Source organism: Acidovorax sp. SUPP2825, assembly GCF_030158995.1.
GTDB lineage: Bacteria > Pseudomonadota > Gammaproteobacteria > Burkholderiales > Burkholderiaceae_C > Paracidovorax.
Genome location: NZ_BQXK01000012.1, coordinates 54292 through 74674 on the forward strand (window position 1 = coordinate 54292; position 20383 = coordinate 74674).

The following is a 20383-nucleotide window of genomic DNA, read 5'->3' on the forward strand; positions in this document are numbered from 1 at the left end:
CTGGCCGACCATCGCAATGAAAGAATGAGGAATTGATCATGCCGAAAATGATCGTGTCGATCGACGGAGTCGTCATCAAGGAAGTCCAATTGACGAAGGAGCGTACGACCCTCGGCCGCCGCCCCTATAACGACATCGTCATCGACAACCTGGCCGTCAGTGGCGAACACGCCGTGCTCCATGTCTCGCCCGACGAGGTGGAGATCGAGGACCTCGGCAGCACCAACGGCACCTACGTGAATGGGCAACCCGTCAAGCGCCAGCCGCTGCGCAACGGGGACACGGTGGAAGTGGGCAAGTACAAGATCCGCTTCCTGCAGGAAAACGAAGGCGAAAACTTCGAAAAGACCATGGTGTTCAAGCCCGGCATGGTGCCGCCGCGGCCATTGACCTCCCGTTCCGCCCCGCTGTCCGCCGCCGGGTCGACGCCCGCTCCGGTCTTGAGCGCGTCGATCCGGGTCTGCTCAGGGGCGGCTGCAGGGCGTGAGGTGGCGCTGGTCAAGGTGGTGACCACCATCGGCAAGCCGGGTGTGGCGGTTGCGTCGATCACCAAGCGGCATCATGGATTTGTGCTGTCGCACGTGGAAGGCGCGCAGCGGCCTCAATTGAATGGGGCCGTGATGGCCGATGAGCCGGTGCTGCTGAAGAGCGGCGACCGCTTGGCGCTGGCAGGGACGGAGATGGAGTTCGTCCAGGGCTGATCGATTGGTATCAGTCGGCTTGCGATGCGGCGAGATTCGTAACTCACGCATCTGCTTGTGACAGGGGTGGTGGACAAATTTGTCACAAGTGCCAGGGATGGAACGATTCAGACGGGGTTCCCTGGTCTGTTCCCCTGGGGTTTTTCTGTTTTACCGGATGGGCCGCGTTGGCATGGAACCTGCTGAGTTGATGGCGGACCTGGAGAATTCTTCTGCAGGTTTTTATTTGCAATCGACCTCCTAGGAGAGATTTATGAAGCGCAATCTGCAAAAGGGTTTCACCCTGATTGAATTGATGATCGTGGTGGCGATTATCGGTATTCTGGCTGCCGTGGCCCTGCCGGCCTACAAGGACTACACCATCAAGGCGCGCATGTCTGAAGTGGTTCTGGCTGCTTCCCAGTGCCGCACGACCATCAGCGAAACCATCCAGAGCATGCGCACCGATGCGACGCTGTCGGGTGCGAATGCCTTCGGTTGCGATGCGACCAACCCCACGAAGATGGTGGCTTCGATCAGCACCGATGCAAACACAGCTGTAATCACTGTTGTGCCGCACGCAGCCAATTTGGGTACAACGATGTCGGGCACGAGCAGCGACAGCATCACGTTGACGCCCAAGAAGGACAGCCAAGGGAATGGCTTTGCTCTGGGCACTGCCAATACTGGCGGTCAAAGCCAGCAAATCTATGAGTGGATCTGCAAGAGCACTGGTGTTGCATTGCGTTATGCACCTGGCTCTTGCAAGTAATCACTGAGCGCTTAGCGTTTCTAGTCGAAAAAAAGGGGGCTTCAGCCCCCTTTTTTTATTGGTCATCAAGATTTTATGGCTCAAACCCACTCCTCCCGTTCCATAACGTTGACTGCGCTGGGCGCATTGGTGTACGCCTTGTGCTGGCTGCTGCCCAATCACCACGAGCCCTGGGTGGATTTTTATTCCGATGCGTGGGCGGCGTGCGCGATGTTGGGCTTCGGTGCTGTGGTGCTCTGGCGAATCAAAAAAACGCAGGTGACGTGGCACGTCCTTCCTTCGATGGTTCTGCTGTGCTGCTTGATCGTATGGACGCAATATGCTGCGGGTCTGGTCGAATCACGGGGGGTGGCTTGGATCAGTTCCCTGTATTTGCTGGGCTTGGCTTTGGCAATGCTAATGGGGACCGCAGTGGAGCAGTGGCGGCCCAAGCAGGGTGCCGATTTCCTGTTCATGGCTGCGTTGGTGGGGGCGTTGGGATCGCTGCTGATTCAGTTTCAGCAATGGCTGCAAATCGACCCTGGTGCTGCGTTCTGGCTCTTCATTCCTGCGCCCCCTGATCGCTTTCATGCCAACCTGGGGCAGCCGAATCAATTGGCCAGTTTGCTTTGCCTCGGTGTATTTGCATGTGCTTGGCTTCATCACCGAGGTCGGTTGCCTGGCCGAGTGGCTTGGTTACTGGCTGTGATACTGGCGGTCGGGTTGGTGCTGGCGCAATCGCGCACGACCTGGCTGGTCGTTTTGCTGTCTTTGGCGATGCTGGTCTTTTTTCGCAAGCGCCTTGCCATCAAGCGGGATGTGATGGTGGGAGCGTTCACCTGGACCGGCATGTTCGCGGTTTTCCTCGTTGCGCTGCCCCATGTCGATGTGTGGCTGGGACGGGCGTCCCGGCTGCGACCCGTGCGGAGCATCTCGAACCTGGAACTGCGCCTGGACGTCTGGATGCATCTGTGGGAAGCCGTGTGGAGCCGCCCCTGGTTCGGTTTTGGCTGGATGCAAACCAGTTTTGCGCAGTTCACTTCGAGCCCCTACGACATGGTCACGGCGGGAACGCACCGGCATGCCCACAACCTGCTGATGGATCTGCTGGTTTTCACAGGGATTCCGCTGGGTCTGGCTTTGTGCGCAGTGCTGGTCTTGTGGACCGTTCATGCGATCCGTCGGATGGCCCAGCCAGAGCACCTCTGGATGTTCCTGTTCGTGGCTGCGCTGGGTGTGCACGCCATGCTGGAATATCCCCTCTACTACGCCTACTTCTTGCTGCCATGCGGCCTCATGTTGGGCGCGTTGAACGAGGCACTGCGGTTCAAGCCCGTCGGGCAGACGGGGCGTTGGCCGATCGCCATCATCATGGGAGCGGCTGGCGTGGGATTGGCCATCACCATCCACGACTACCTGCGAATCGAAGACGATTTCTTCTCTCTCCGCTTCGAACGCCAGCAATTGGCCGCCCCCTCCGATCGCCTGGCCCCGGAAGTGGTATCTCTGACCCAGTTGCAGGACTTGATGTGGCTTATCCGGGTGAACCCCGGCGAGGCGCACTCAGAGCAGGATCTGGTCCGCGCTTCACGGACCACGAAACTCCTGCCCAGCACCATCACCCTCTACAAGCTTGCCGCGATGTACGGTGCGGCCGGCAAAACCCAGGAGGCGGAATATTGGGTTGTGGTGATGACCCGCTTGAACCAGCCCAGCCAGAAACTGGTCGCCGAGTTGCGCGGCCAATGGGATGAACAGGCCGCGGTCTATCCGGAGATGGCTAAGGTGGCGTGGCCGAAGTAGAAGAGGTATTCCAGTCGGATTTGCCGCCGAGTTTTTTCACCACCCTCACGCCGCTGATTTTCATGTGCTTGTCCACTGCCTTGCACATGTCGTACACCGTGAGCAAGGCGACCTGGGTGGTCATCAACGCCTCCATCTCCACGCCCGTCGGCCCCACGGTTTCCACGGTCGCCGTGCATTCGATGCCGACCCCCTCGGATGCGGTCGCAAACGTCACGGCGATGCGCGTCAGCGCCAAGGGGTGGCACAGCGGAATCAGATCGCTGGTCTTTTTCGCCGCTTGAATGCCCGCGATGCGGGCGATGCCCAGCACGTCGCCCTTCGCGGCGGTGCCGGACTGGATGATGGCCAGCGTTTCGGGCTGCATCTCGATGCAGCCGGTGGCGACGGCAACGCGGTGCGTGGCCGGCTTGGCGCCCACATCGACCATGTGGGCCTGGCCCAGGGCGTCGAAGTGGGTCAGGCTGGAGGCAGTGGGGGTGTCGCTCATAAAAGTACTGGGGATTGCACGCGGGTCATTCGCTGGCAGGGAACATTCGGGGGCCAGGGCATCATACGGTCATGTGTAGCGGCCAGGGCCGGGGTGGCGTGGCCGAATCAGTGCAGGAGACTTTGCGTGCCATTTGATCGAAAACGGCCTCTGGTGCTTGTGCGTCAGGCGGTGGCCGCTTCCCTTTTCATCCTGAGCGGTGTGTGCGGCACGACCGCCGTGCATGCGCAAGCGGGCCTGCCCACGCTGGGCGACAGCTCCGACCTCACCACCGCCCAGGAGCGCCAGCTCGGCGACCGCATCATCCGCGAGCTGTACCGCGACCCGGATTACATCGACGACGCCGTGCTCAACGAGTACGTGGACAGCATCTTCCAACCCCTGGTGAAAGCGGCGCGCGAGCGCGGGGAACTCTCCCCCGAACTGGACGAGCGCTTCGCGTGGGAAATCCTGCTGGGCCGGGACCGCACGGTGAATGCCTTCGCGCTGCCGGGCGGCTATTTCGGCGTGCACCTGGGATTGATCGGCGTGGTGTCCACGCGCGACGAGCTGGCGTCGGTGCTGGCGCACGAACTGAGCCACGTCACGCAGCGCCACATCTCGCGCCTGATCACGCAGCAGAACCGGCAGACGCCGTTGATGCTCGGCGCCCTGGTGCTGGGTGCGCTGGCCGCCAGCAAGAGCCCCAATGCGGCCCAGGCGCTGATGATCGGCGGGCAGGCGGTGGCGGTGCAGAACCAGCTCAACTTCTCGCGCGACATGGAGCGCGAGGCCGACCGCATCGGCTATGGGCTGATGGCGCCGGCCGGCTTTGCGCCGCAGGGTTTCGTGGCCATGTTCGACAAGCTGCAGCAGGCCAACCGCATCAACGACAACGGCAGTTGGCCCTATCTGCGCAGCCACCCACTGACCACGCAGCGCATTGCCGACATGCATTCGCGGCTGCCGCCAGGGGGCGCCGCCGCACCGGCCACGCCCACGCTGGAACACGCGATGATGGCCGCGCGCGCCCGCGTGCTGTCCCGTCCGGGCGTGGATGTCTGGCGGCAGTGGACGACTGAACCGCTGGGCACCGGTTTCGCGGCCCAGCCGTTGCCCCGCCGGGTGGCGGCCTGGTACGCGGCGGCGCTGAGCGCCAGCCAGCTGCAGGACGTGTCGGCGGCGCGCACCGCACTGCGGGGCTTGATGGAGGCGGTGCGCGGCGATGCGCCGGCGCTGCGGCAGGCGAAATTGCTCAGTGCGGAAATAGAATTCGCGGCTGGGGACTTCCAGGCCGCACTGCAGCAGTTGCCAGCGCAGGCGACCCTGGCTTCTTCGGCACACCCGCCCGCCCAGGCCGCTGCGCCGACGGGGCGGCCGGAGATGCTGCTGCGCACGCAGGCCCTGCTGCGCACGGGCAATGCCCAGGAAATGACCGGCCCGCTGCAGACGCGGGTGGCGACGCATCCGCACGATGCCACCGCATGGCATTTGCTGGCGGCGGTGTGGCAGCAGCAGAACCACCCGCTGCGCGCGGTGCGGGCCGAGGCCGAGGCGCATGCGGCGCGCTACGACTACCAGGCGGCGGTGGACCGGTTCAAGGCGGGCCAGGACCTGGCGCGCAAGAGCGGCAGCCGGGGGGGCGACGCGGCCGACTACATCGACGCGTCGATCATCGAGACGCGCCTGCGGGCCGTCGATTCACTTCTTAAGGAACAGGCCGCCGAGCGCTGATTCGATGAGCACGCCCAGCACCGAATAGATCAGCGAGCCGATCAGCGCCGCCGCGAAGCCCCGTACCTGGAAGCCGTCGCCCAGCACCGTGGCGGCGGCCCAGAACATGAGCGCGTTGATGACGAAGAGAAACAGCCCGATGGTGAGGACGGTGACCGGCAGCGTCAGCACCACCAGCACGGGCCGCAGCACGACATTGAACAAGCCGATGACGAAGGCGGCAATGAGCGCGCTGGTGAAGCTTTTCACCTCCACGCCGCTGTACACGTAGGCCACGAACAGCAGCGCCGCAGCGCTGAGCAACCACTTGAGGATGAGTTTCATCATGGCGCGGGAGCATAGCACCCGCATGCCAGGGCTCGGCGGATTCGCTGGTCTGTTCCCCGGCCCGCGAATGCGCTCAACCGCTGCGTTCAGGCACCAGCGAAGCGATGGCTTCGTGGGTTCTTCGGGCGAGGCTTGCTGTCCGTCAGCCTGCCCCCCGCTTCAGCCATGCGTTGCGGATGACGTTAGCAACGGTTCCCTGGCCTGGCTTTCCTGGGCGACCGCCCGGAATGGACGCGTCAGCGAACTCATGGCAGACGAGGCGCTTGAGGCAGCGACCTGTCCGACGAAACCCACGCTGTCGAGCACCCCCGCCATGGCGGTGAGGGCCGCGCCTCCGACGTGACGCAGCAATTCGTTGTGAGGCGCGAGCCTCGCGACGATGGCCTCCTCGTCGATGGTCGGTTGCAGGCCGCTCGTCTCACCCGCTCCGCTCTCGAGGTCACCGATGTTTGCAGCAGAGTGTTGGAGCAAGTCCCCGATCACATTCGCGAAGCGCTGGTGATCGCTGGACACGATACCCGGGACGCCGGTCTGAGAGATGGCGGCAATGACATTCATGCCAATCATCTCGATCGGTGCAAAAGCGGTGCTGCGCAGGATGCGCAGCGCCGCTTCTGGAAGCGCACCGGTGACCATGCCACCGAGGAGGAAGGGCACGAGCCCCACCGCGAGTGCGACGCCCATCGACTTCTTGCCGATCACCGTACTGGGCTCCATCTTGAGTGCCAGTTCGGTGGCCAGATGGATGGCTTCGTCTTGTGCGACGCCCTCGGGCAGCTTCATCACGCCGCTGTGGACCGCGTGCTCGACGGCCTCCTTGACCGACTCACGGATCTCAGCAATCTCTCCAGGCACGCCCGCCGCCGCCGAGAGGATGGCGACCTCGGTCGTCCCCACGCCGATCAGCGCAGCGACAGCTCTCGGTAGACGAGCGGCGTTGTATTCGAGCAAGTTGTTCGGCAACGCGCCGATGGCCGACACGACCCCGGCAGTGAGCGCCTCGCCGAGCTTTTGCATGAATGGGAAGGGATCGCCACGGTCATTGGCCATGCGCTTCTTGACCGTCATCGTGTCCGCCGCCTCAATCGCGACCATGGGCGCCGCGTCGATCACGGACGCCGGCAGGCCCCACGCCACGGATGCGAAGCCAGAACCCAGCAGCGCGAGCTTGGCCTTTGGTGCCGCCACGAGCTCCCACAGCGAGCCCAGCCCCGAGCTGACGGCCAGGCTCGAGCCAAGCAGCTTGAGGTCGATGCTCTTGGCCGTAGCAAGCTGCAGCAGTCCTGTGGCAGCCATCTTCAGCGACAGGTCCGGCCGTGCGGCAAGCCGGTCCTCGATCAAGGATTTCAGTGCGGGCAAAGACGATTCCATCCTCGGACGTGCCTCCCGCAGCAGCGGGATGATCCGGCCGCGAAGGTCATCGCCGATCGCCTGCTCACCGCGAGCAATCACGCCGAGTAGCAGCGGGATGGTGGCGTGCTCCATCGGGGCGCTGAGGTCTTCGCCAAGCGCCGCCTTGAGGCTGTCCAATGTGTTTCCACCGTTGGCGCCCAGGCGAAGCGATAGCGTCGGCTCCTTGCCAGCCAGGGCCATGAATTTCAGGCCGGGCACTTCGGCAGGATCGATCGCCAGGGACTCCAGCAGTTTCTGGGTCACCGGGTTTTTGGACGTGAGTTGATTCCCCTCCACGCGAACAGTGCCCTGATAAGACGGGCCGGGACGGCTGTCGGATTGCAGATCGGCAAGCCGATCCGCTTCAATGCGAGGGCCCAGGCTGTTCGTGGAGGGCAGCGACTGACCTTTGGGCCGAATCGGAGGTCCGGACTCCATGGTGGACGGACGGGGCGAGCCGGGACGCGATGAAGGCTGACTCGCCGGCTGCTCGGGCACGGAAGAGGTAGAGGCGACGGAGGTGGAGACCAAGGGAGCAATCTGCATGGGTAATCTTGAGACTGGAGGTGAGTGAAAAAACCTCCACCATCGCTTAGCCGTGCCAAAAATAACCGAGGGATCGCGAAGTCCAGTCTCCTTTCACGAAGTGCCTCGCTGCAGCAAGATCCCCGGTTGTCGCGGGTACCCGGAACCTCCGCGACGCACCGGACGCCACAGGTCGTCAACCAGCACAACTACGTCATGTGTGCAGGACAGGGCCTTGCGCGTAACTGCTGGGCAGCAAGGCCGTGGGGGAGGATCACTCCGCCACGAACATGAACATCGCGCCCAGGCCGGCCAGCGTGCCCGGCAGGGACCAGCGGCGTGGCGATGGCTTGCGCGTGATGTTGACGGGGGCGGCCACCGCCTGGACGGGCGCCGGTGCGGCCATTTCGTCCTGCTTGGGGCGGCGTGCGTCGATCACGGGCACGGCGCCGTGTTCGGCCTGCAGCTGGGTGAGCAGATCGGCCAGCGGGCCCTTGGCCAGCACGGTGCTGGCCTGCACCCCTTCGGCCTGCAGCCAGGGCACGATCTGGCCGAACAGCTTGTCGGCCCACTTGGTGCGCCAGTTCTCGCGGGCGCTGTGGCTGACCCACTTGCTGATGCGGTGGGTCATGCGCGGCGCGCAGGCCACCAGCACCCATTCCGTTTTCTCGGCCGAGGCGCGGTGGGACAGGGGCGCCAGGACCTGCCGGGCCTGCTCGGCGTCGTCCACGTACACGATGACTTTGTTCATGAGGCTTCCTTGTGACCTGGCAGGGGTGCCGTTAGCAATGGGGAGAAGAGGGCCGGGCGAAATGGCCGGACGCCTGGCGGCGCCCGTGCCGTTTTGCCCACCGTTCGTCGTCAAGGCCTGCCCGCTCAGCCGTGGGCGGCCGGAGCCGCTGCGGCGCGGCGCGAGACGATGACCTTGCCGACCACCAGCACCAGCAGGGCGCCGGCGATGTGCGCGGCCCAGTACAGGGTGTCGGAGATCACGGCCAGGCCTTGCGCGTCGAGCGTGCCCAGCTTCGGTGCCCAGCTCCAGCGCTCGGTGTTGACGAAGATCGGGTCGGTGACCAGCATGCCGCCGGCGATCCAGCCCAGCAGCATGCCGCCGATGGTGATGATGATGGGGAAGCGCTCCATGAGCTTGATGACCAACTGGCTGCCCCAGACGATGATCGGGATCGAGATCAGCAGGCCCAGGACCACGAGCAGCATCGAGTGCTCGCCGGCATTCTGGGCGGCGCCGGCGATGGCGATCACGTTGTCCACGCTCATCACCAGGTCGGCCACGATGATGGTCTTGATGGCCGCGAACAGCTTGTCGCTGCCTGCCACGTCGCCATGGCCGTCCTCGTCGGGTGCCAGCAGTTTGATGCCGATCCACACCAGCAGCAGCGCGCCCACGAACTTGAGGAACGGCAGCGCCAGCAGCGTCATGGCGAACGCGATCAGGATGACGCGCAGGATGATGGCGCCCGCGGTGCCCCAGATGATGCCCTTGGTTCGTTGGGCGGGTGGCAGCTTGCGGCAAGCCAGCGCGATGACGACCGCATTGTCGCCACCCAGCAGGATGTCGATGATGATGATCTGCCCCAACGCGACCCAGAACTCGGGTGAAGTCAAGAAGTCCATAAATTCCTCAAAAGCAATGGCCGGGAGGAGGAACCCGCTACCCCTGTAGCGCCGGGCCCCTCCGGGAACGGGGGCTGACTGCGGAGGTGACCTGAGGCACGCCCGCGTTGCGCGGAGCGTTGTTCGATAGGGACGGCCTTGATCAGCCCGCGCAGGGCCCATCAAAGGTCTCGCTCGATCCGCCATGCCTTGCATGGATGGACCCGGCCTGCCGGAAGCTTGCGCTTCGTACTGACGACAGGACCGACAAGCCCAGCCGCCCCGGGCGGTGTGCCTGCCGGATGTCTGCTGGGTTGGGAGCTACTCCCCTTCGAAGCCGGCATTGGAACACAGGGGCGAGCGGCCGTGCAAGCGAACGTGTCTCGCGCGCCGGGACGGTTTTGAGCCAAACAGGCCCAACGCCGGCGTTTTGATTGCCTTTGCTGCTATCAATTCGTGAGTGTTCTGCGGGGCAGCTCGCAGGCCTGCGGGCGCCGCGGGAGCGCACCCGGGCAGCGGTATGATCGCGGCCCCCTTTCGCACACCCATGGCCGTCCTGCACATCACCGACATCGAAGCCGCCATCAACCATTGGCGCGCCCGGTCGCCGTCGCCCGACGGCGTGACGCTGGCGCCCGAGCTGGTGGCGCTGGCCGAGGTCTACGCGCTGATGGTGTACTGGCACGAGGACGAAGCCGACGAGGCGGGCTTTCCCCCCGCGGCCATGGCAGCCTGGCGCGCCTGGTACGAGACTACGCCCGACACGCCGTGCATCGCCATCTGCTCCACCAGCCAGGGCGACGAGCAGTGCAAGGGCTGCGGCCGCAGCTTCGCCGAGGTGCAGCACTGGCTGGCGATGACGCCGGTCGAAAAGCGCGCCGTGTGGCGCCGCATCACGCTAGAAAGCTCAGCGTGGCGTTTCAACCGCTACGCCGAGCGCGCGGCGGAAGGCAGCACCCCGGCCGAGGCCAAGGCGCCTGCCTGAACGGCGTCATGGGGCGTTGCGGCCCCCGGTGCGGGGGGATGGGCGGCTCCATGGCTTTCCCGCCCTTTACGGGCCGCGGGACAGCGGCTATGGTGGGTTCATGCTCCGTCTGACCCAGGCCCCCAACATCGCGATCGCCACCCTGTGGGCCGACCTGCTGCGCGAGGGCGGCATGCCGGCGTCGGTGCAGCGGCAATACCTGGGGGCCGCCGCCGGGCACCTGCCGCCCGACCAGTGCCTGCCCGAGATCTGGCTGGAGCACGACGAGCACGCCGCCCGCGCGCGGCAACTGCTGCAGGCGTTGCAGAACCTGCCCCAACGCCGCTGGCTGTGCGGGTGCGGCGAAATGGTGGAGGGCGGGTTCGAGCAGTGCTGGCAGTGCGGCGCGCTGATGCCGCAGCCGGCTTGAGCTCAGATAGCGCCGCATGCCATCGGGCGGGCGGGCCGGCGCGGCGTGTGGCCGGCCGCACGCTGTGATGCTCACTTATTGATAGCAATATGCCCTGGTCGATCATGCGCTGGAGGCCCATCAGGCTTCAAACCCCACCGACCCGGCACACCCCGTGGCCGCGTCACTTCCAGCGCTGGGGCTCCACGTGCACGCTGCCCAGGTTGCTGCTCAGGGTGAGCGCGCCCTCCTGCACCGTGGCCTGCAGCTGCATGCTGCGCTCCGCGAGCGCGGCCAGGGCCTGCGAGGCCTCGGCGGGCAGGCGCCACACCTGCAGCTTGTCCAGGCGCGACAGCTTGGTCTGGATGCCTTTCCACCACACCTCGGCGGCATGGTGGAAGCAATACACGATCACGGCGTCCGACTTGCTGCAGGCCTTGGTGAGCGGCTTGTCCTCGGGCTGGCCGACCTCGATCCACAGGCGCTTGCGGCCGGTGAAGTCGGTCAGGGAGACGTCCGGGTCGTCCGGGTCGGACAGCCCCGCGCCGAAGGCCAGGGTGCCGTCGCCCTGGCACACGGCCTGCAACTGGTGGGCGTGGAGGGCCAGCGCCGCCAGCCGCACCATCATGCGTTCGTCGGTTTCGCTCGGGTGGCGGGCCAGCGTGAGCGAATGGTCGGCGTAGTAGCTGTTGTCGATGTCGGCGATCTGCAGGTTCGCCTTGAAGATGGTGGACTTGATGGCCATGGGCTGGTGCTCACAAAAATATAGCAGTCCGCGCCCGATGGTGGGGCACGGACCGGCAAAAGGGCGTCAACCCCGGCGGTGGGCGGTCAGACGCGGCGCGCCAGCTCGGCGGCCTTGCCGATGTAGCTGCCGGGCGTCATGGCGAGCAGGCGCTCTTTCTCGGCCTCGGGAATCTCCAGGCTGCGGATCAGCCCGTGCAGGGCCTCGGCCGTCACGGTCTTGCCGCGGGTGACTTCCTTGAGCTTTTCGTAGGCGCCCGGCACGCCGAAGCGGCGCATCACCGTCTGGATCGGCTCGGCCAGCACTTCCCAGGAGGCGTTCAGGTCGTCCGACAGCGCCTCTTCGTTCAGTTCCAGCTTGTTCAGGCCGGTCATGAGCGAGGTGTACGCCAGGGCCGCGTAGCCCAGTGCCACGCCGATGTTGCGCAGCACGGTGCTGTCGGTCAGGTCGCGCTGCCAGCGGCTCACGGGCAGCTTCTCGGACAGGTGCTTGAGCAGCGCGTTGGCCAGGCCCAGGTTGCCTTCGGCGTTCTCGAAGTCGATCGGGTTGACCTTGTGCGGCATGGTCGAGGAGCCGATCTCGCCGGCCTTGAGCTTTTGCTTGAAGTAGCCCAGGCTCACATAGCCCCAGATGTCGCGCGACAGGTCGATGAGGATGGTGTTGGCGCGCGCCACGGCGTCGAACAGTTCGGCCATGTAGTCGTGCGGCTCGATCTGGATGCTGTAGGGCTGGAAGGTCAGGCCCAGGCCCAGGGGCTCGGGCGTTTCCACCACGCGCTTGCTGAAGGCTTCCCAGTCGAAGTCGGGCCAGGCGGACAGGTGGGCGTTGTAGTTGCCCACGGCGCCGTTCATCTTGCCCAGCATCTTGACCGAGGCCACGCGCTCGCAGGCGGTCTGCAGCCGCACGACCACGTTGGCCAGTTCCTTGCCCACCGTGGTGGGACTGGCGGTCTGGCCGTGCGTGCGGCTCAGCATGGGCACGGCGGCGTACATGTGGGCCATCTCGCGCAGCTTGAGCACGATGCGGTCCAGGCCCGGCAGCACGACCTGGTCGCGGCCGGATCGCAGCTGCAGGGCGTGGCTGGTGTTGTTGATGTCCTCGCTGGTGCAGGCGAAATGCACGAACTCGGCCGCCTTCTCCAGCTCGGGGCGGGCCTCGAACTTGCCCTTGAGCCAATATTCCACGGCCTTCACGTCGTGGTTGGTGGTCTTCTCGATGTCCTTGATGGCGGCCGAATCGGTTTCGGAAAAATTCTTCACCAGCCCCAGCAGGTAGGCGCGCGCGCCGGTGGTCAGGGGCTTGAACTCGGCGAAGCCCGCATCCGACAGCGCGATGAACCAGGCCACTTCCACCTGCACCCGGCGGTGCATGTAGCCGTGCTCGCTCATGATCGGGCGCAGGGCGGAGAGTTTGGCGGCGTAGCGGCCGTCGAGGGGCGAGAGGGCGGTGATGGTGGACAGGCTCATGGGCGGGGATTGTAGGTGGCGCTGCCTGTAAGCTATCCAAGGCAAGACTGCCCATAAAATCAAGCGGCCTTGTCCCCGTCCCCTGCCGTGCCCGGAAGAACACCATGAAATTGATCGGATCCTCAGCCAGCCCCTATGTGCGCAAGGTGCGCATCGTGATGGCCGAGAAGAAGCTGGACTACCGCTTCATCGAGGAAGACGTCTGGGCCGAGGACACCACCATCGCCACCTCCAACCCGCTGGGCAAGGTGCCTTGCCTGGTGATGGAAGGCGGAGAGGCCGTGTTCGATTCGCGCGTGATCGTCGAGTACCTGGACACCCTCTCGCCCGTGGGCCGGCTGATTCCCACGCAAGGGCGGGAGCGCGCCGAGGTCAAGACCTGGGAGGCCCTGGCCGACGGCGTGATGGACGCTGGCGTGCTCGCCCGGCTCGAGTCGCGCTGGGCCGGCCGCCAGGAGGGCGAACGCAGCCAGGCGTGGATCGACCGGCAGCTCGGCAAGGTCGAGGCGGGCATCAAGGCCATGGCCCAGGGCCTGGGCGAGAAGCCCTACTGCAGCGGCATCCACATGAGCCTGTCCGACATCGCCGTGGGGTGCGCGCTGGGCTGGATCGGCTTTCGCTTTCCCGAAATCGAATGGCGTGCCGAGCATGCCAACCTCGCTCGCCTGCTGGACAAGCTGGATCAGCGCGTGAGCTTCGCCGACACACGGCCTGCCTGATCGATCGCCCCGGCCCCGGGGCGCTGACTGACCAAAAAGCGGCGCCCACAAAGCCAAAAGCGCGCAACCTGCGAAGGTTGCGCGCTTTATTTTTGGCGGAATAAAAAAGTTGCGAAGCGTCCCGAAACGAATTTAGAGAGGGAGGGAGGAGAAGCGCTTCAGGGTTTCAGTCGAACCACCAGGGTTCAAAAGGCTTCGCAACAGTAAAGGGGTTGGTCGGGGAGCGGGCGTCACCGCCTGCACTGGTTACTAGAGTAGTGACGATCCCGTGAAGTTCCAGGGGTCTGGTGGTTAAAAGCATCAGAAAATGTAACCATTTCCATATCACGGAACCGTTTCAGAACGGTGACGGTTTCGGGCGCCCGGCGTCCAGTTGCTGCTCGATCGCGCGCACTAGCCGCGGGTCGCCAGGCTCCACCACGCTGGCGAAACTGCCGGCCACCTTGCCGTCCCGGCCCACCAGGTACTTGTGGAAGTTCCAGCGGGGCGCCTCGCCGGCCTGGGCCTTCAGTTCCCGGTACAGCGGCGAGGCATCGGCCCCGACGACCCGGCTCTTGGCGAACATCGGAAACTTGACGCCGAAGGTGCTCTCGCAGAAGTCGGCGATCTGCGCATTGCTGCCGCCCTCCTGGGAGAAATCGTTGGAAGGAAACCCCAGCACCACCAGCCCCCGGTCCTTGTAGCGCGCGTGCAGGGCCTCCAGCCCCTGGTACTGTCCCGTGAAGCCGCAGTAGCTGGCCGTGTTGACGACCAGCAGCACCTTGTTGCGGTACTGGCACAGCGGCTGTGGCAGTTCGTCCTGCAGGCGCAGTGGGGTGTGGCGCAGCAGGGGCGGGCAGGTGCCGTCTTCCGTCGTGGCCGCCGGGCCCGCGGCCCGCGCGGGAAGGCCGGACAGGGCGAGCGGCGCAGCCGCCAGGGCAAGGCAAAGGACTCGGCGCAGCATGGAGGTCTCCTGATGAAGGGGCGCCACGGACTGTGGCTGGATCACGAGTGGCAGCGGCTCACGAACGAGTTTGGCGCAAATCGGCGGAAAAGTCCCACCCCCGCGCGCTCCATGAGGCCGCCGCTGACAGGAGCAGCCCTGAAAAACGTTCTCAGACCAGGCTCAGCAAGCGGTTCAACTGCAGCTGCACGCGCACATCGCGCTGGGCGATGGCGCCGGTCACCTTCCAGGCCGGCTGGGCGGTGTCGCGCGGAATGAGCTCTCCGGTGGGCATGCCGTTGCGGTTGAGCACCACGGCCACGCGCGGCGTGGTGGCGCTGCCGCCGCGGCGCAGGGTGACGGCGATCTCCTGGCTCACCAGCCGCACGAACGCGCCCGGCGGGTACACGCCCAGGGTTTTCACCAAGGCCGAACCGGCTTCATCCACCTGGTGCGATTCGTCGTAGTAGCTCGCCTGCATCGCCGCGGTGACGGGCATCGGCGCACGCGAGGCGCGCGGGGCCAGGCGGGCGCCGAACACGTCCGCGCGCTGGATCAGCCGGGCGATCTGCTCGCCTTCGCTCTTGTCGGCCAGCGGGCCCGGCGAGCGGTGGTGGTGGCAGCGCACGGCTTCCAGCCACACCGGGTCGTGCACGCCCAGCTGGCGCAGCAGGGTCTCGGATCGGGCGGCATGGCTTTCCACCGCGGCGATCTGGTCCGAGGTGAGCGGCTGGGCCTGCACGGCCAGCTGGTCCTGCAGCGCGGTCATGGCGATGTTCATGGACAGCGCCGCACGCCCCGTCCGCATCACGCGCTCCACCGGCCAGCGCAGTTGCTCGACGGCGACCAGCATGCACACGCAGGCCACGAGCATGGCGTGGGTGCCGCTGTACTGCCGGGTTTCGTGGCCGGACAGGTAGATGAGGGCGAGCAGGACCGCGTCGGGGCTCTGGCGGCAGTGCAGGGCCAGTTCGCGGTGCAGCGCATCGAAGCGGTCGGGAAAGTCATGCGCCTGCGGCGCGCGCAGCAACTGCGTGGCCCGCAGCTGCAGCCCCGGCCAATCGGGCGGGCCGCCTTCGGCGCGGTCGCGCGAGGACTGGGCTCCGGCGCTGATCTTCATGGAGGCGATCTGGCCGAGCGAGGTGTCGGACATCAGCATCTGCTGCAGCTGCGCCAGATAGGCGCGGTGGCTGTCGCCCGATTCGTCGGTGTCCACGCACAGCTGCAGGCCGCGCGACAGCAGGACGTCCAGCTCGTTGCGCGTGCGGATCACGTAGCCTTTTTGCGCCAGCAGCACGCCATCGGCCCCGCGCAGGATGAAGGGAAGCGGGGAGCCGAGCTGGATCGATTCGATGTTCAGCGCAACGAGGTTCATGGTGAGTCGCCGCATTATGGGCGCACGGGTGCACCGTGAAAGCCGGCGCAATGGCGGGAACCCACCGTTGTTTGCCGGTTCCTGGTGGTGTCACGGGGCGGTGGCGTGTGACTGCTCCGTTCATTCAGCCAGCGCCCGTGCGGGTCCGCCAGCGCCGCGCACGGCCCGCCGTCAGGGCGTGGGTCGGGACGCGTCCACGCCGGATCCGGCGCTGCGGCCGGACGGCGGCGTGGGCAGCGGAAGGGGTTGCGGGGTCACGGGGGGCCGCCGTGGGTCGAAGTTGGGGGGCACGGGCCGCGGTACCGCGCGGCCCGTAGCCCCGACGGACTCCGGCGTGGGCAGGGGCATGGGCTGCGGGGTTGTGGGCCCCCACCGGGGGCCCGCAGGCGTGGCCCGGCGTCCCGCTGCGCGCGTGGGCGGGGTAGCCCCCTCGGGTGGCAGCGGAAGGGGATGGCTCTCGGACGGCTCGCTGTCCACGCCATCGTCTTCGGGCACCCAGTCGCGCAAGGAGGGGCTGGCGATGACCGGCGGCCTGGGGAGCGGGTGAAGGGGGTGCTGGTCGTTGAACGGCTCCTTGAACAACTGGCCCAGCGTCGGGCGCCGTTGCCGCGTTGGTGAGGGTTCCACGGCCGGGGCTTGGGGCGTCTGCAGGTCCGGCTCCTCGGGCTCCTGCGCCTTGTTCACGCCGTCGTTGGCCCGGGTGAAGAGGCCTTGCGCTTGCTGTTGTGCCTGGGCCGTGAGTTTGGTGGCCTGGGCTTCGGCGCGGGCGCGCCAGACCGCCTGGGGATCGGCGGCCGCCGCCGGCTCCCTTTCGATTTCGACTTCCGCTTCGGGATCGGGCCTGGGCTCGGGGTTCTCCGCCACCGGGGCGAATTTCGGCGCCCATCGTGCCGAGTGGTCTTCGGGGGCCGCGGCGTGCTGCTGCGGGGTGCGGCCCACCTGCTGGGAGCCAGCTGGCAGGAATTCGTGCAGCCGGGTGGACTCCGACGCCGCCTTGCCCTGCAGCATGCCGAGGGCGGCGCTCTGTGATGCCTCGTCCTTGGCCTTCGTCTTGAATTGCAGGTTGTTGGCGGTCCAGGCGTCGTGGCTGTCCAGCAGGGTGCGCACCTTGGCCCGGTAGCCGTCGGCCTTGGCCTGCTGTGCCTGTGCGATGGCCTGCTGACGCGCTGCCTCGGCCTGCTGGCTTTCCATGGTGGCTCGCCGGGCGGCTTGGGTCGCCTGCTGCGCTGCGGCGGCGGCTTTCTGGCCCGTTCCGGTGGCCTGCTGTGCCAGGCCCTGCAGCTTGTCGTAGGCCTCGGCCGCCTGGGGGCGCAGCTTGGTCACCACGGAAAACGTCATGCCGGGCGCGCTGGCCTGCGCGGCCTGGACCAGGGTGTCCTGCAGGCGCAGCCAGGCGCGGCCGGTCTTTTCTTCCGCCGAGGCATGCGGCACGCCGTCGCGTGCGGCCATGACCGAAACGAACTCGTGCATCCGGGGTTCGAGCTCGGCCAGAAAATCATCCAGGTCTTCGAACTCGCGGATCATCTGGGTCTGGTCGGCCCAGGTTTCGCCATGGCGGGTCGTCATGCGCAGCGTGGTATCGACCCCGCTGTTGGCCAGTTGCTTGCGAAAGTCCAGCCCGGCCCCGCGCGCCTGGGCCGCCTTTTCCGGATCGTGTTTGGACGCCGGCACCAGCCCCAGGCTGGCGTTGGCGCTCGCGCGGACATCGGCCCGGTGCTGCGCCGACAGTTTGTATTCCTCCACGTTCAGCCCCGAACGGCTTTCCGTCTGCACCGAGCGCGACCGCTGGTTGCTGCTGGCGACCCCCGCCTGCACGCCCACGCCGATGGCGCGCCGCGTGGCCTTGCGGTCGTGCTCGTCGCGGTCCCGGGGCCCGCGGGCGCGCACCATGGCGTTGGCGCCGATGGCCATCTCGGACGTGCGGCTGCGCTTGGTGTTGGACAGTTCGGCCACGGCCAGGGCGGGAAAGTGCTCCAGCAGGTGGGCCAGCGGGTCCATCTCCAGGGCCCCTTCCGTCGATGCGCCGCCGCCGTGGGCCATGGCAATGAGCGCATCGGCGAAGTGCCGCCGCAAGGTGTCCTCATGGGAGGCGGTGCGCTGCATGCGCAGGCTCACGCCCTCGGTGCGCGAGGTCTCGCCGCCGGCCTCCAGGCGCATGTCGAAGCGCAGCGCGATGCCCGCTTCGTCATCGCCCAGGTTGAACTCGTGGTCCTGGTTCCCCAGCTCGCGCCGCAGGCCCACGCTGAGCCCCACGTTGGCGTTCTTGGAGTCCGCCGTGGCGATCTGCATCTGCATGGCCGCGCCGACCATGTTCAGGTCCATCGAGCGCTCGTGCCCCAGGCCGATGCCCGCGATCGGCGTGACGAGTTCCGGCGTGGCGGTGGTCACCGACACGGCCTTGCCCAGCTCCAGCCGGGCCAGCCGCGCATCGCTGCTCTTGATCTTCTCGCCCAGGCTGATGCGCTGCGACAGCGACTTCATCACTTCGGCCGCGTCGGCCGGGCCGCGCAGGTCGTTGAACAGCGTGATGGTGTCCGACACGCACAGCTCGAAGCGGTTCACGTGCACGTCCCGCTGCAGGGCCTGCAGCGCGGGCGCCGCCGTTTTCACGGTATCGGCCACCGTGCGGGGCGCGGTGCTGCTGGACGCCGCGCCGGTGCTGGCCGCGGGCGGGCTCCATGGCACGGCCAGGGCCGCATCGACCAGGGTGCGCATCAGCCGGCCCGCATCGTCGCCCGATTCCTTCATCTGGGACCAGGCGCTACGTACCGAAGCGGGCCAGGCGTTCTGCACCTGGTCGAGAGCCTCTTCCCGGGACGGGCGCTCGCCCTCGGGCAGGGTCTTGAGCCAGTCCTGGGTGAGCTTGCTCTCGATGGCCTCGAAGGTGTCGATGCGCAGGGACCGCAAGGCGGCCGCGGGCTTCACCTTGGCCAGCAGGTCGGCCGACACCACCATCAGGTCGGCCAGTGCCCGGGTCTGAGGCGCTTCCGCGCCGGCCGCGGCCCTGGCCGCTTCGGCGATCTCATGGAAGCCGCCGATGGCTTCGTGGGCGATGGCATCGGTGCGCAGGCCCCGGGCGACCTGGGTGGGGCCCACCGTGGGCGACAGCGTGCCATCGGCCAGGGCCCGCAGATCGGTGTGCTCGCTCAGCACCCGCAGGATGTGCCCGACATTGGGGCGGCTGCCGCGCAGCGCTTGCCAGTCCGCGGCCAGGTCGGGGGGCAGCCCGGCCATGCCCTCGGCCCCCAGGTGGGCTTCCACTTTCTGGAACAGGTCCTTGCCCAGGTGCTTGAGCGTGCTCTGCGAGGGGGCCGGCGTGTCTCCGCCCAGCCCCAGCTCCGTCAGCACCCCGAGCATCAGGGTTTCGGCCGGCGACGCGCCAGCCCCTGCGCGCGACTGCAGATCGATGCGCAGGTCGGTGGCCGTGCGGTGCAGCGATGCCACGGCCTCGTCGCGGCGCGGCGCGGCGCGGCAGCATGCCGTTCTCGCCGGCGGCGGCGGTCATCTTGCGCATGACCGACTCGCGCCACATCGTCGGCTGCGCGCCGGGCAGCCAGGATGCGATGGCGGGCAGCGCAGGCGCCAGCAGCCCTTCCATGCCCGCCGAGTTCTTGACGATGGCCTTGGGCAGCCCGCCTGTCAGCCAGTTACGCAAGCGCCCCAGCCGCCCCGACGCCGCCCGCGCATTGCGCTGGCTGGTCTGGTCGAGCGCCCCGTCGCTGAACTGCAGCAGCCGCTGGCGCACGCGGTCGTAGCTGGAGCCCTGCGCCTTGGTTGCGAACCCGTTCTGCAGGCAATTGAACGCGGTGCGCTGCGCCACCGTCCGCTCGGATTCGGGCACCGGGTGGTGCCGTGGCTGGGCCAGCTCGACCGCATGCTCCACCGCAGCGCGCATCAAGTCCAAGTCCGCCGGGGCCTCGGCCGCCCCGGGGCCGTCCTGCTGCAGGGTCGACTGCAGATGCAGCATCGCCGACATGGCCACCTGCAGGGCATCCTGCCGGGTCCCGGCGGCGGGAGGGTCCGTCATCCTGGCCAGCATGCGCATGCCGCCCGACGGCCCGGCGATCGCGCACGCCAGGCGCGACAGCGGCGCCTGCTCGGCGCGGGTTTCGTTGTCCTGGCCGGAGGACTGCAAGGCGTCGTGCACCAAGCCGACCAGGCGGGCCGGCGGGCTGTGCGACAGGTCTTCCATGGCCGTCGCCAGGCCTTCGGGGTCGCCGGCAAAGGTGTCGCGGGCGGTGTTGACCAGCAGCTCGACGGCCAGCACGTCGGGCACCTTGGTGCCGTGGTTCAGTGCCGCGACCAGCGTGTCGGTGGCCGCCTGCAGCCGGGCCTGCAGGGGCTCGGGCACGCCCGAGAGCAGTTCGGCGACCATCCTGGCGCTGGCGGCGGTCGCCGCGTCCTTGGAGCGCTGCTCGGCGGCCTTGGCGGCGTCGGTCAGCTGTTGCAGTGCGCCTTCCGTGTTCACGCGCGCGCCATCGGGCAATG

General features: G+C 67.0%; 17 protein-coding genes. 7 read left to right on the plus strand and 10 right to left on the minus strand.

Annotated features, from left to right (window positions below):
• Positions 1-38 precede the first annotated feature (38 nt).
• The 3 genes from AVAK2825_RS15955 to AVAK2825_RS15965 all read left to right on the plus strand — a co-directional run bounded on the left by AVAK2825_RS15955 (position 39) and on the right by AVAK2825_RS15965 (position 3234).
• Entirely contained in the window at positions 39-701 is a 663-nt protein-coding gene (locus AVAK2825_RS15955; RefSeq protein WP_284400623.1) for an FHA domain-containing protein, read from the plus strand.
• 253 nt (positions 702-954) lie between these two features.
• Positions 955-1452, plus strand: coding sequence for a pilin (locus AVAK2825_RS15960; RefSeq protein ID WP_284400625.1), 498 nt, complete (start codon positions 955-957; stop codon positions 1450-1452).
• 108 nt (positions 1453-1560) lie between these two features.
• Positions 1561-3234 carry a PglL family O-oligosaccharyltransferase gene (locus tag AVAK2825_RS15965; protein ID WP_284400627.1) on the plus strand — a complete coding sequence of 558 codons (1674 nt, stop codon included), beginning with the start codon at positions 1561-1563 and terminating at the stop codon, positions 3232-3234.
• Here AVAK2825_RS15965 and moaC read toward each other — a convergent pair.
• Positions 3212-3724 carry a cyclic pyranopterin monophosphate synthase MoaC gene (moaC, locus tag AVAK2825_RS15970; RefSeq protein ID WP_284400629.1) on the minus strand — a complete coding sequence of 171 codons (513 nt, stop codon included), beginning with the start codon at positions 3722-3724 and terminating at the stop codon, positions 3212-3214. The two genes, AVAK2825_RS15965 and moaC, sit on opposite strands and share 23 nt — an antisense overlap.
• 153 nt (positions 3725-3877) lie before the next feature.
• Between moaC and AVAK2825_RS15975 the strand changes: the two genes are divergently transcribed.
• Entirely contained in the window at positions 3878-5437 is a 1560-nt protein-coding gene (locus AVAK2825_RS15975) for a M48 family metalloprotease (protein WP_502870552.1), read from the plus strand.
• Here the strand turns inward: AVAK2825_RS15975 and AVAK2825_RS15980 are convergent.
• From AVAK2825_RS15980 to AVAK2825_RS15995, 4 genes are all read right to left on the minus strand, one after another.
• Positions 5405-5761: a phage holin family protein gene (locus AVAK2825_RS15980; protein ID WP_272569868.1), complete on the minus strand. Its 357-nt coding sequence runs from the start codon at positions 5759-5761 to the stop codon at positions 5405-5407. The two genes, AVAK2825_RS15975 and AVAK2825_RS15980, sit on opposite strands and share 33 nt — an antisense overlap.
• A 162-nt stretch (positions 5762-5923) precedes the next feature.
• Positions 5924-7702, minus strand: coding sequence for a hypothetical protein (locus AVAK2825_RS15985; RefSeq protein WP_284400631.1), 1779 nt, complete (start codon positions 7700-7702; stop codon positions 5924-5926).
• 253 nt (positions 7703-7955) lie between these two features.
• Complete coding sequence (locus AVAK2825_RS15990; RefSeq protein WP_272566525.1) at positions 7956-8432, minus strand: hypothetical protein; 477 nt, start codon at positions 8430-8432, stop codon at positions 7956-7958.
• Between the two features lie 125 nt (positions 8433-8557).
• Entirely contained in the window at positions 8558-9316 is a 759-nt protein-coding gene (locus tag AVAK2825_RS15995; RefSeq protein WP_272566526.1) for a TerC family protein, read from the minus strand.
• A 526-nt stretch (positions 9317-9842) separates the two neighbouring features.
• On the opposite strand from AVAK2825_RS15995, the gene AVAK2825_RS16000 reads away from it, so the two are divergent.
• Positions 9843-10280: a DUF3717 domain-containing protein gene (locus AVAK2825_RS16000; RefSeq protein ID WP_284400634.1), complete on the plus strand. Its 438-nt coding sequence runs from the start codon at positions 9843-9845 to the stop codon at positions 10278-10280.
• A 100-nt stretch (positions 10281-10380) separates the two neighbouring features.
• Positions 10381-10689, plus strand: a complete 309-nt coding sequence (locus AVAK2825_RS16005; protein WP_284400636.1) for a putative signal transducing protein — start codon at positions 10381-10383, stop codon at positions 10687-10689.
• 163 nt (positions 10690-10852) lie between these two features.
• Here AVAK2825_RS16005 and AVAK2825_RS16010 read toward each other — a convergent pair whose 3' ends face one another.
• Positions 10853-11413 (minus strand): YaeQ family protein, encoded by a 561-nt coding sequence (locus tag AVAK2825_RS16010; RefSeq protein WP_284400640.1) that lies wholly within the window; start codon positions 11411-11413, stop codon positions 10853-10855.
• 86 nt (positions 11414-11499) lie between these two features.
• Entirely contained in the window at positions 11500-12879 is a 1380-nt protein-coding gene (purB, locus tag AVAK2825_RS16015) for an adenylosuccinate lyase (protein ID WP_272566529.1), read from the minus strand.
• A gap of 104 nt (positions 12880-12983) precedes the next feature.
• On the opposite strand from purB, the gene AVAK2825_RS16020 reads away from it, so the two are divergent.
• Entirely contained in the window at positions 12984-13598 is a 615-nt protein-coding gene (locus AVAK2825_RS16020) for a glutathione S-transferase N-terminal domain-containing protein (protein ID WP_284400643.1), read from the plus strand.
• Positions 13599-13935: 337 nt separating this feature from the next.
• On the opposite strand, the gene AVAK2825_RS16025 is transcribed toward AVAK2825_RS16020, so the two are convergent.
• The 3 genes from AVAK2825_RS16025 to AVAK2825_RS16035 form a co-directional block, all read right to left on the minus strand.
• Positions 13936-14541: a glutathione peroxidase gene (locus AVAK2825_RS16025; RefSeq protein ID WP_284400645.1), complete on the minus strand. Its 606-nt coding sequence runs from the start codon at positions 14539-14541 to the stop codon at positions 13936-13938.
• A gap of 151 nt (positions 14542-14692) precedes the next feature.
• Positions 14693-15895 (minus strand): HD-GYP domain-containing protein, encoded by a 1203-nt coding sequence (locus AVAK2825_RS16030; RefSeq protein ID WP_284400647.1) that lies wholly within the window; start codon positions 15893-15895, stop codon positions 14693-14695.
• Between the two features lie 171 nt (positions 15896-16066).
• A complete protein-coding gene (locus AVAK2825_RS16035) occupies positions 16067-19339 on the minus strand; it encodes a hypothetical protein (RefSeq protein WP_284400650.1) in 3273 nt (1090 codons plus the stop codon).
• Positions 19340-20383: the final 1044 nt, after the last annotated feature.

What these genes read in the sequence shown, in the direction of transcription:
- AVAK2825_RS15960 (WP_284400625.1), top strand. Translation starts at nt 955, where the DNA reads ATGAAGCGCAATCTGCAAAAGGGTTTCACCCTGATTGAATTGATGATC.
- AVAK2825_RS16020 (WP_284400643.1), top strand. Translation starts at nt 12,984, where the DNA reads ATGAAATTGATCGGATCCTCAGCCAGCCCCTATGTGCGCAAGGTGCGC.
- AVAK2825_RS15990 (WP_272566525.1), bottom strand. Translation starts at nt 8,432, where the DNA reads ATGAACAAAGTCATCGTGTACGTGGACGACGCCGAGCAGGCCCGGCAG.
- AVAK2825_RS15985 (WP_284400631.1), bottom strand. Translation starts at nt 7,702, where the DNA reads ATGCAGATTGCTCCCTTGGTCTCCACCTCCGTCGCCTCTACCTCTTCC.
- AVAK2825_RS16005 (WP_284400636.1), top strand. Translation starts at nt 10,381, where the DNA reads ATGCTCCGTCTGACCCAGGCCCCCAACATCGCGATCGCCACCCTGTGG.
- AVAK2825_RS15955 (WP_284400623.1), top strand. Translation starts at nt 39, where the DNA reads ATGCCGAAAATGATCGTGTCGATCGACGGAGTCGTCATCAAGGAAGTC.
- AVAK2825_RS16010 (WP_284400640.1), bottom strand. Translation starts at nt 11,413, where the DNA reads ATGGCCATCAAGTCCACCATCTTCAAGGCGAACCTGCAGATCGCCGAC.
- purB (WP_272566529.1), bottom strand. Translation starts at nt 12,879, where the DNA reads ATGAGCCTGTCCACCATCACCGCCCTCTCGCCCCTCGACGGCCGCTAC.
- AVAK2825_RS16000 (WP_284400634.1), top strand. Translation starts at nt 9,843, where the DNA reads ATGGCCGTCCTGCACATCACCGACATCGAAGCCGCCATCAACCATTGG.
- AVAK2825_RS15995 (WP_272566526.1), bottom strand. Translation starts at nt 9,316, where the DNA reads ATGGACTTCTTGACTTCACCCGAGTTCTGGGTCGCGTTGGGGCAGATC.
- AVAK2825_RS15980 (WP_272569868.1), bottom strand. Translation starts at nt 5,761, where the DNA reads ATGAAACTCATCCTCAAGTGGTTGCTCAGCGCTGCGGCGCTGCTGTTC.
- AVAK2825_RS16030 (WP_284400647.1), bottom strand. Translation starts at nt 15,895, where the DNA reads ATGAACCTCGTTGCGCTGAACATCGAATCGATCCAGCTCGGCTCCCCG.
- AVAK2825_RS16025 (WP_284400645.1), bottom strand. Translation starts at nt 14,541, where the DNA reads ATGCTGCGCCGAGTCCTTTGCCTTGCCCTGGCGGCTGCGCCGCTCGCC.
- moaC (WP_284400629.1), bottom strand. Translation starts at nt 3,724, where the DNA reads ATGAGCGACACCCCCACTGCCTCCAGCCTGACCCACTTCGACGCCCTG.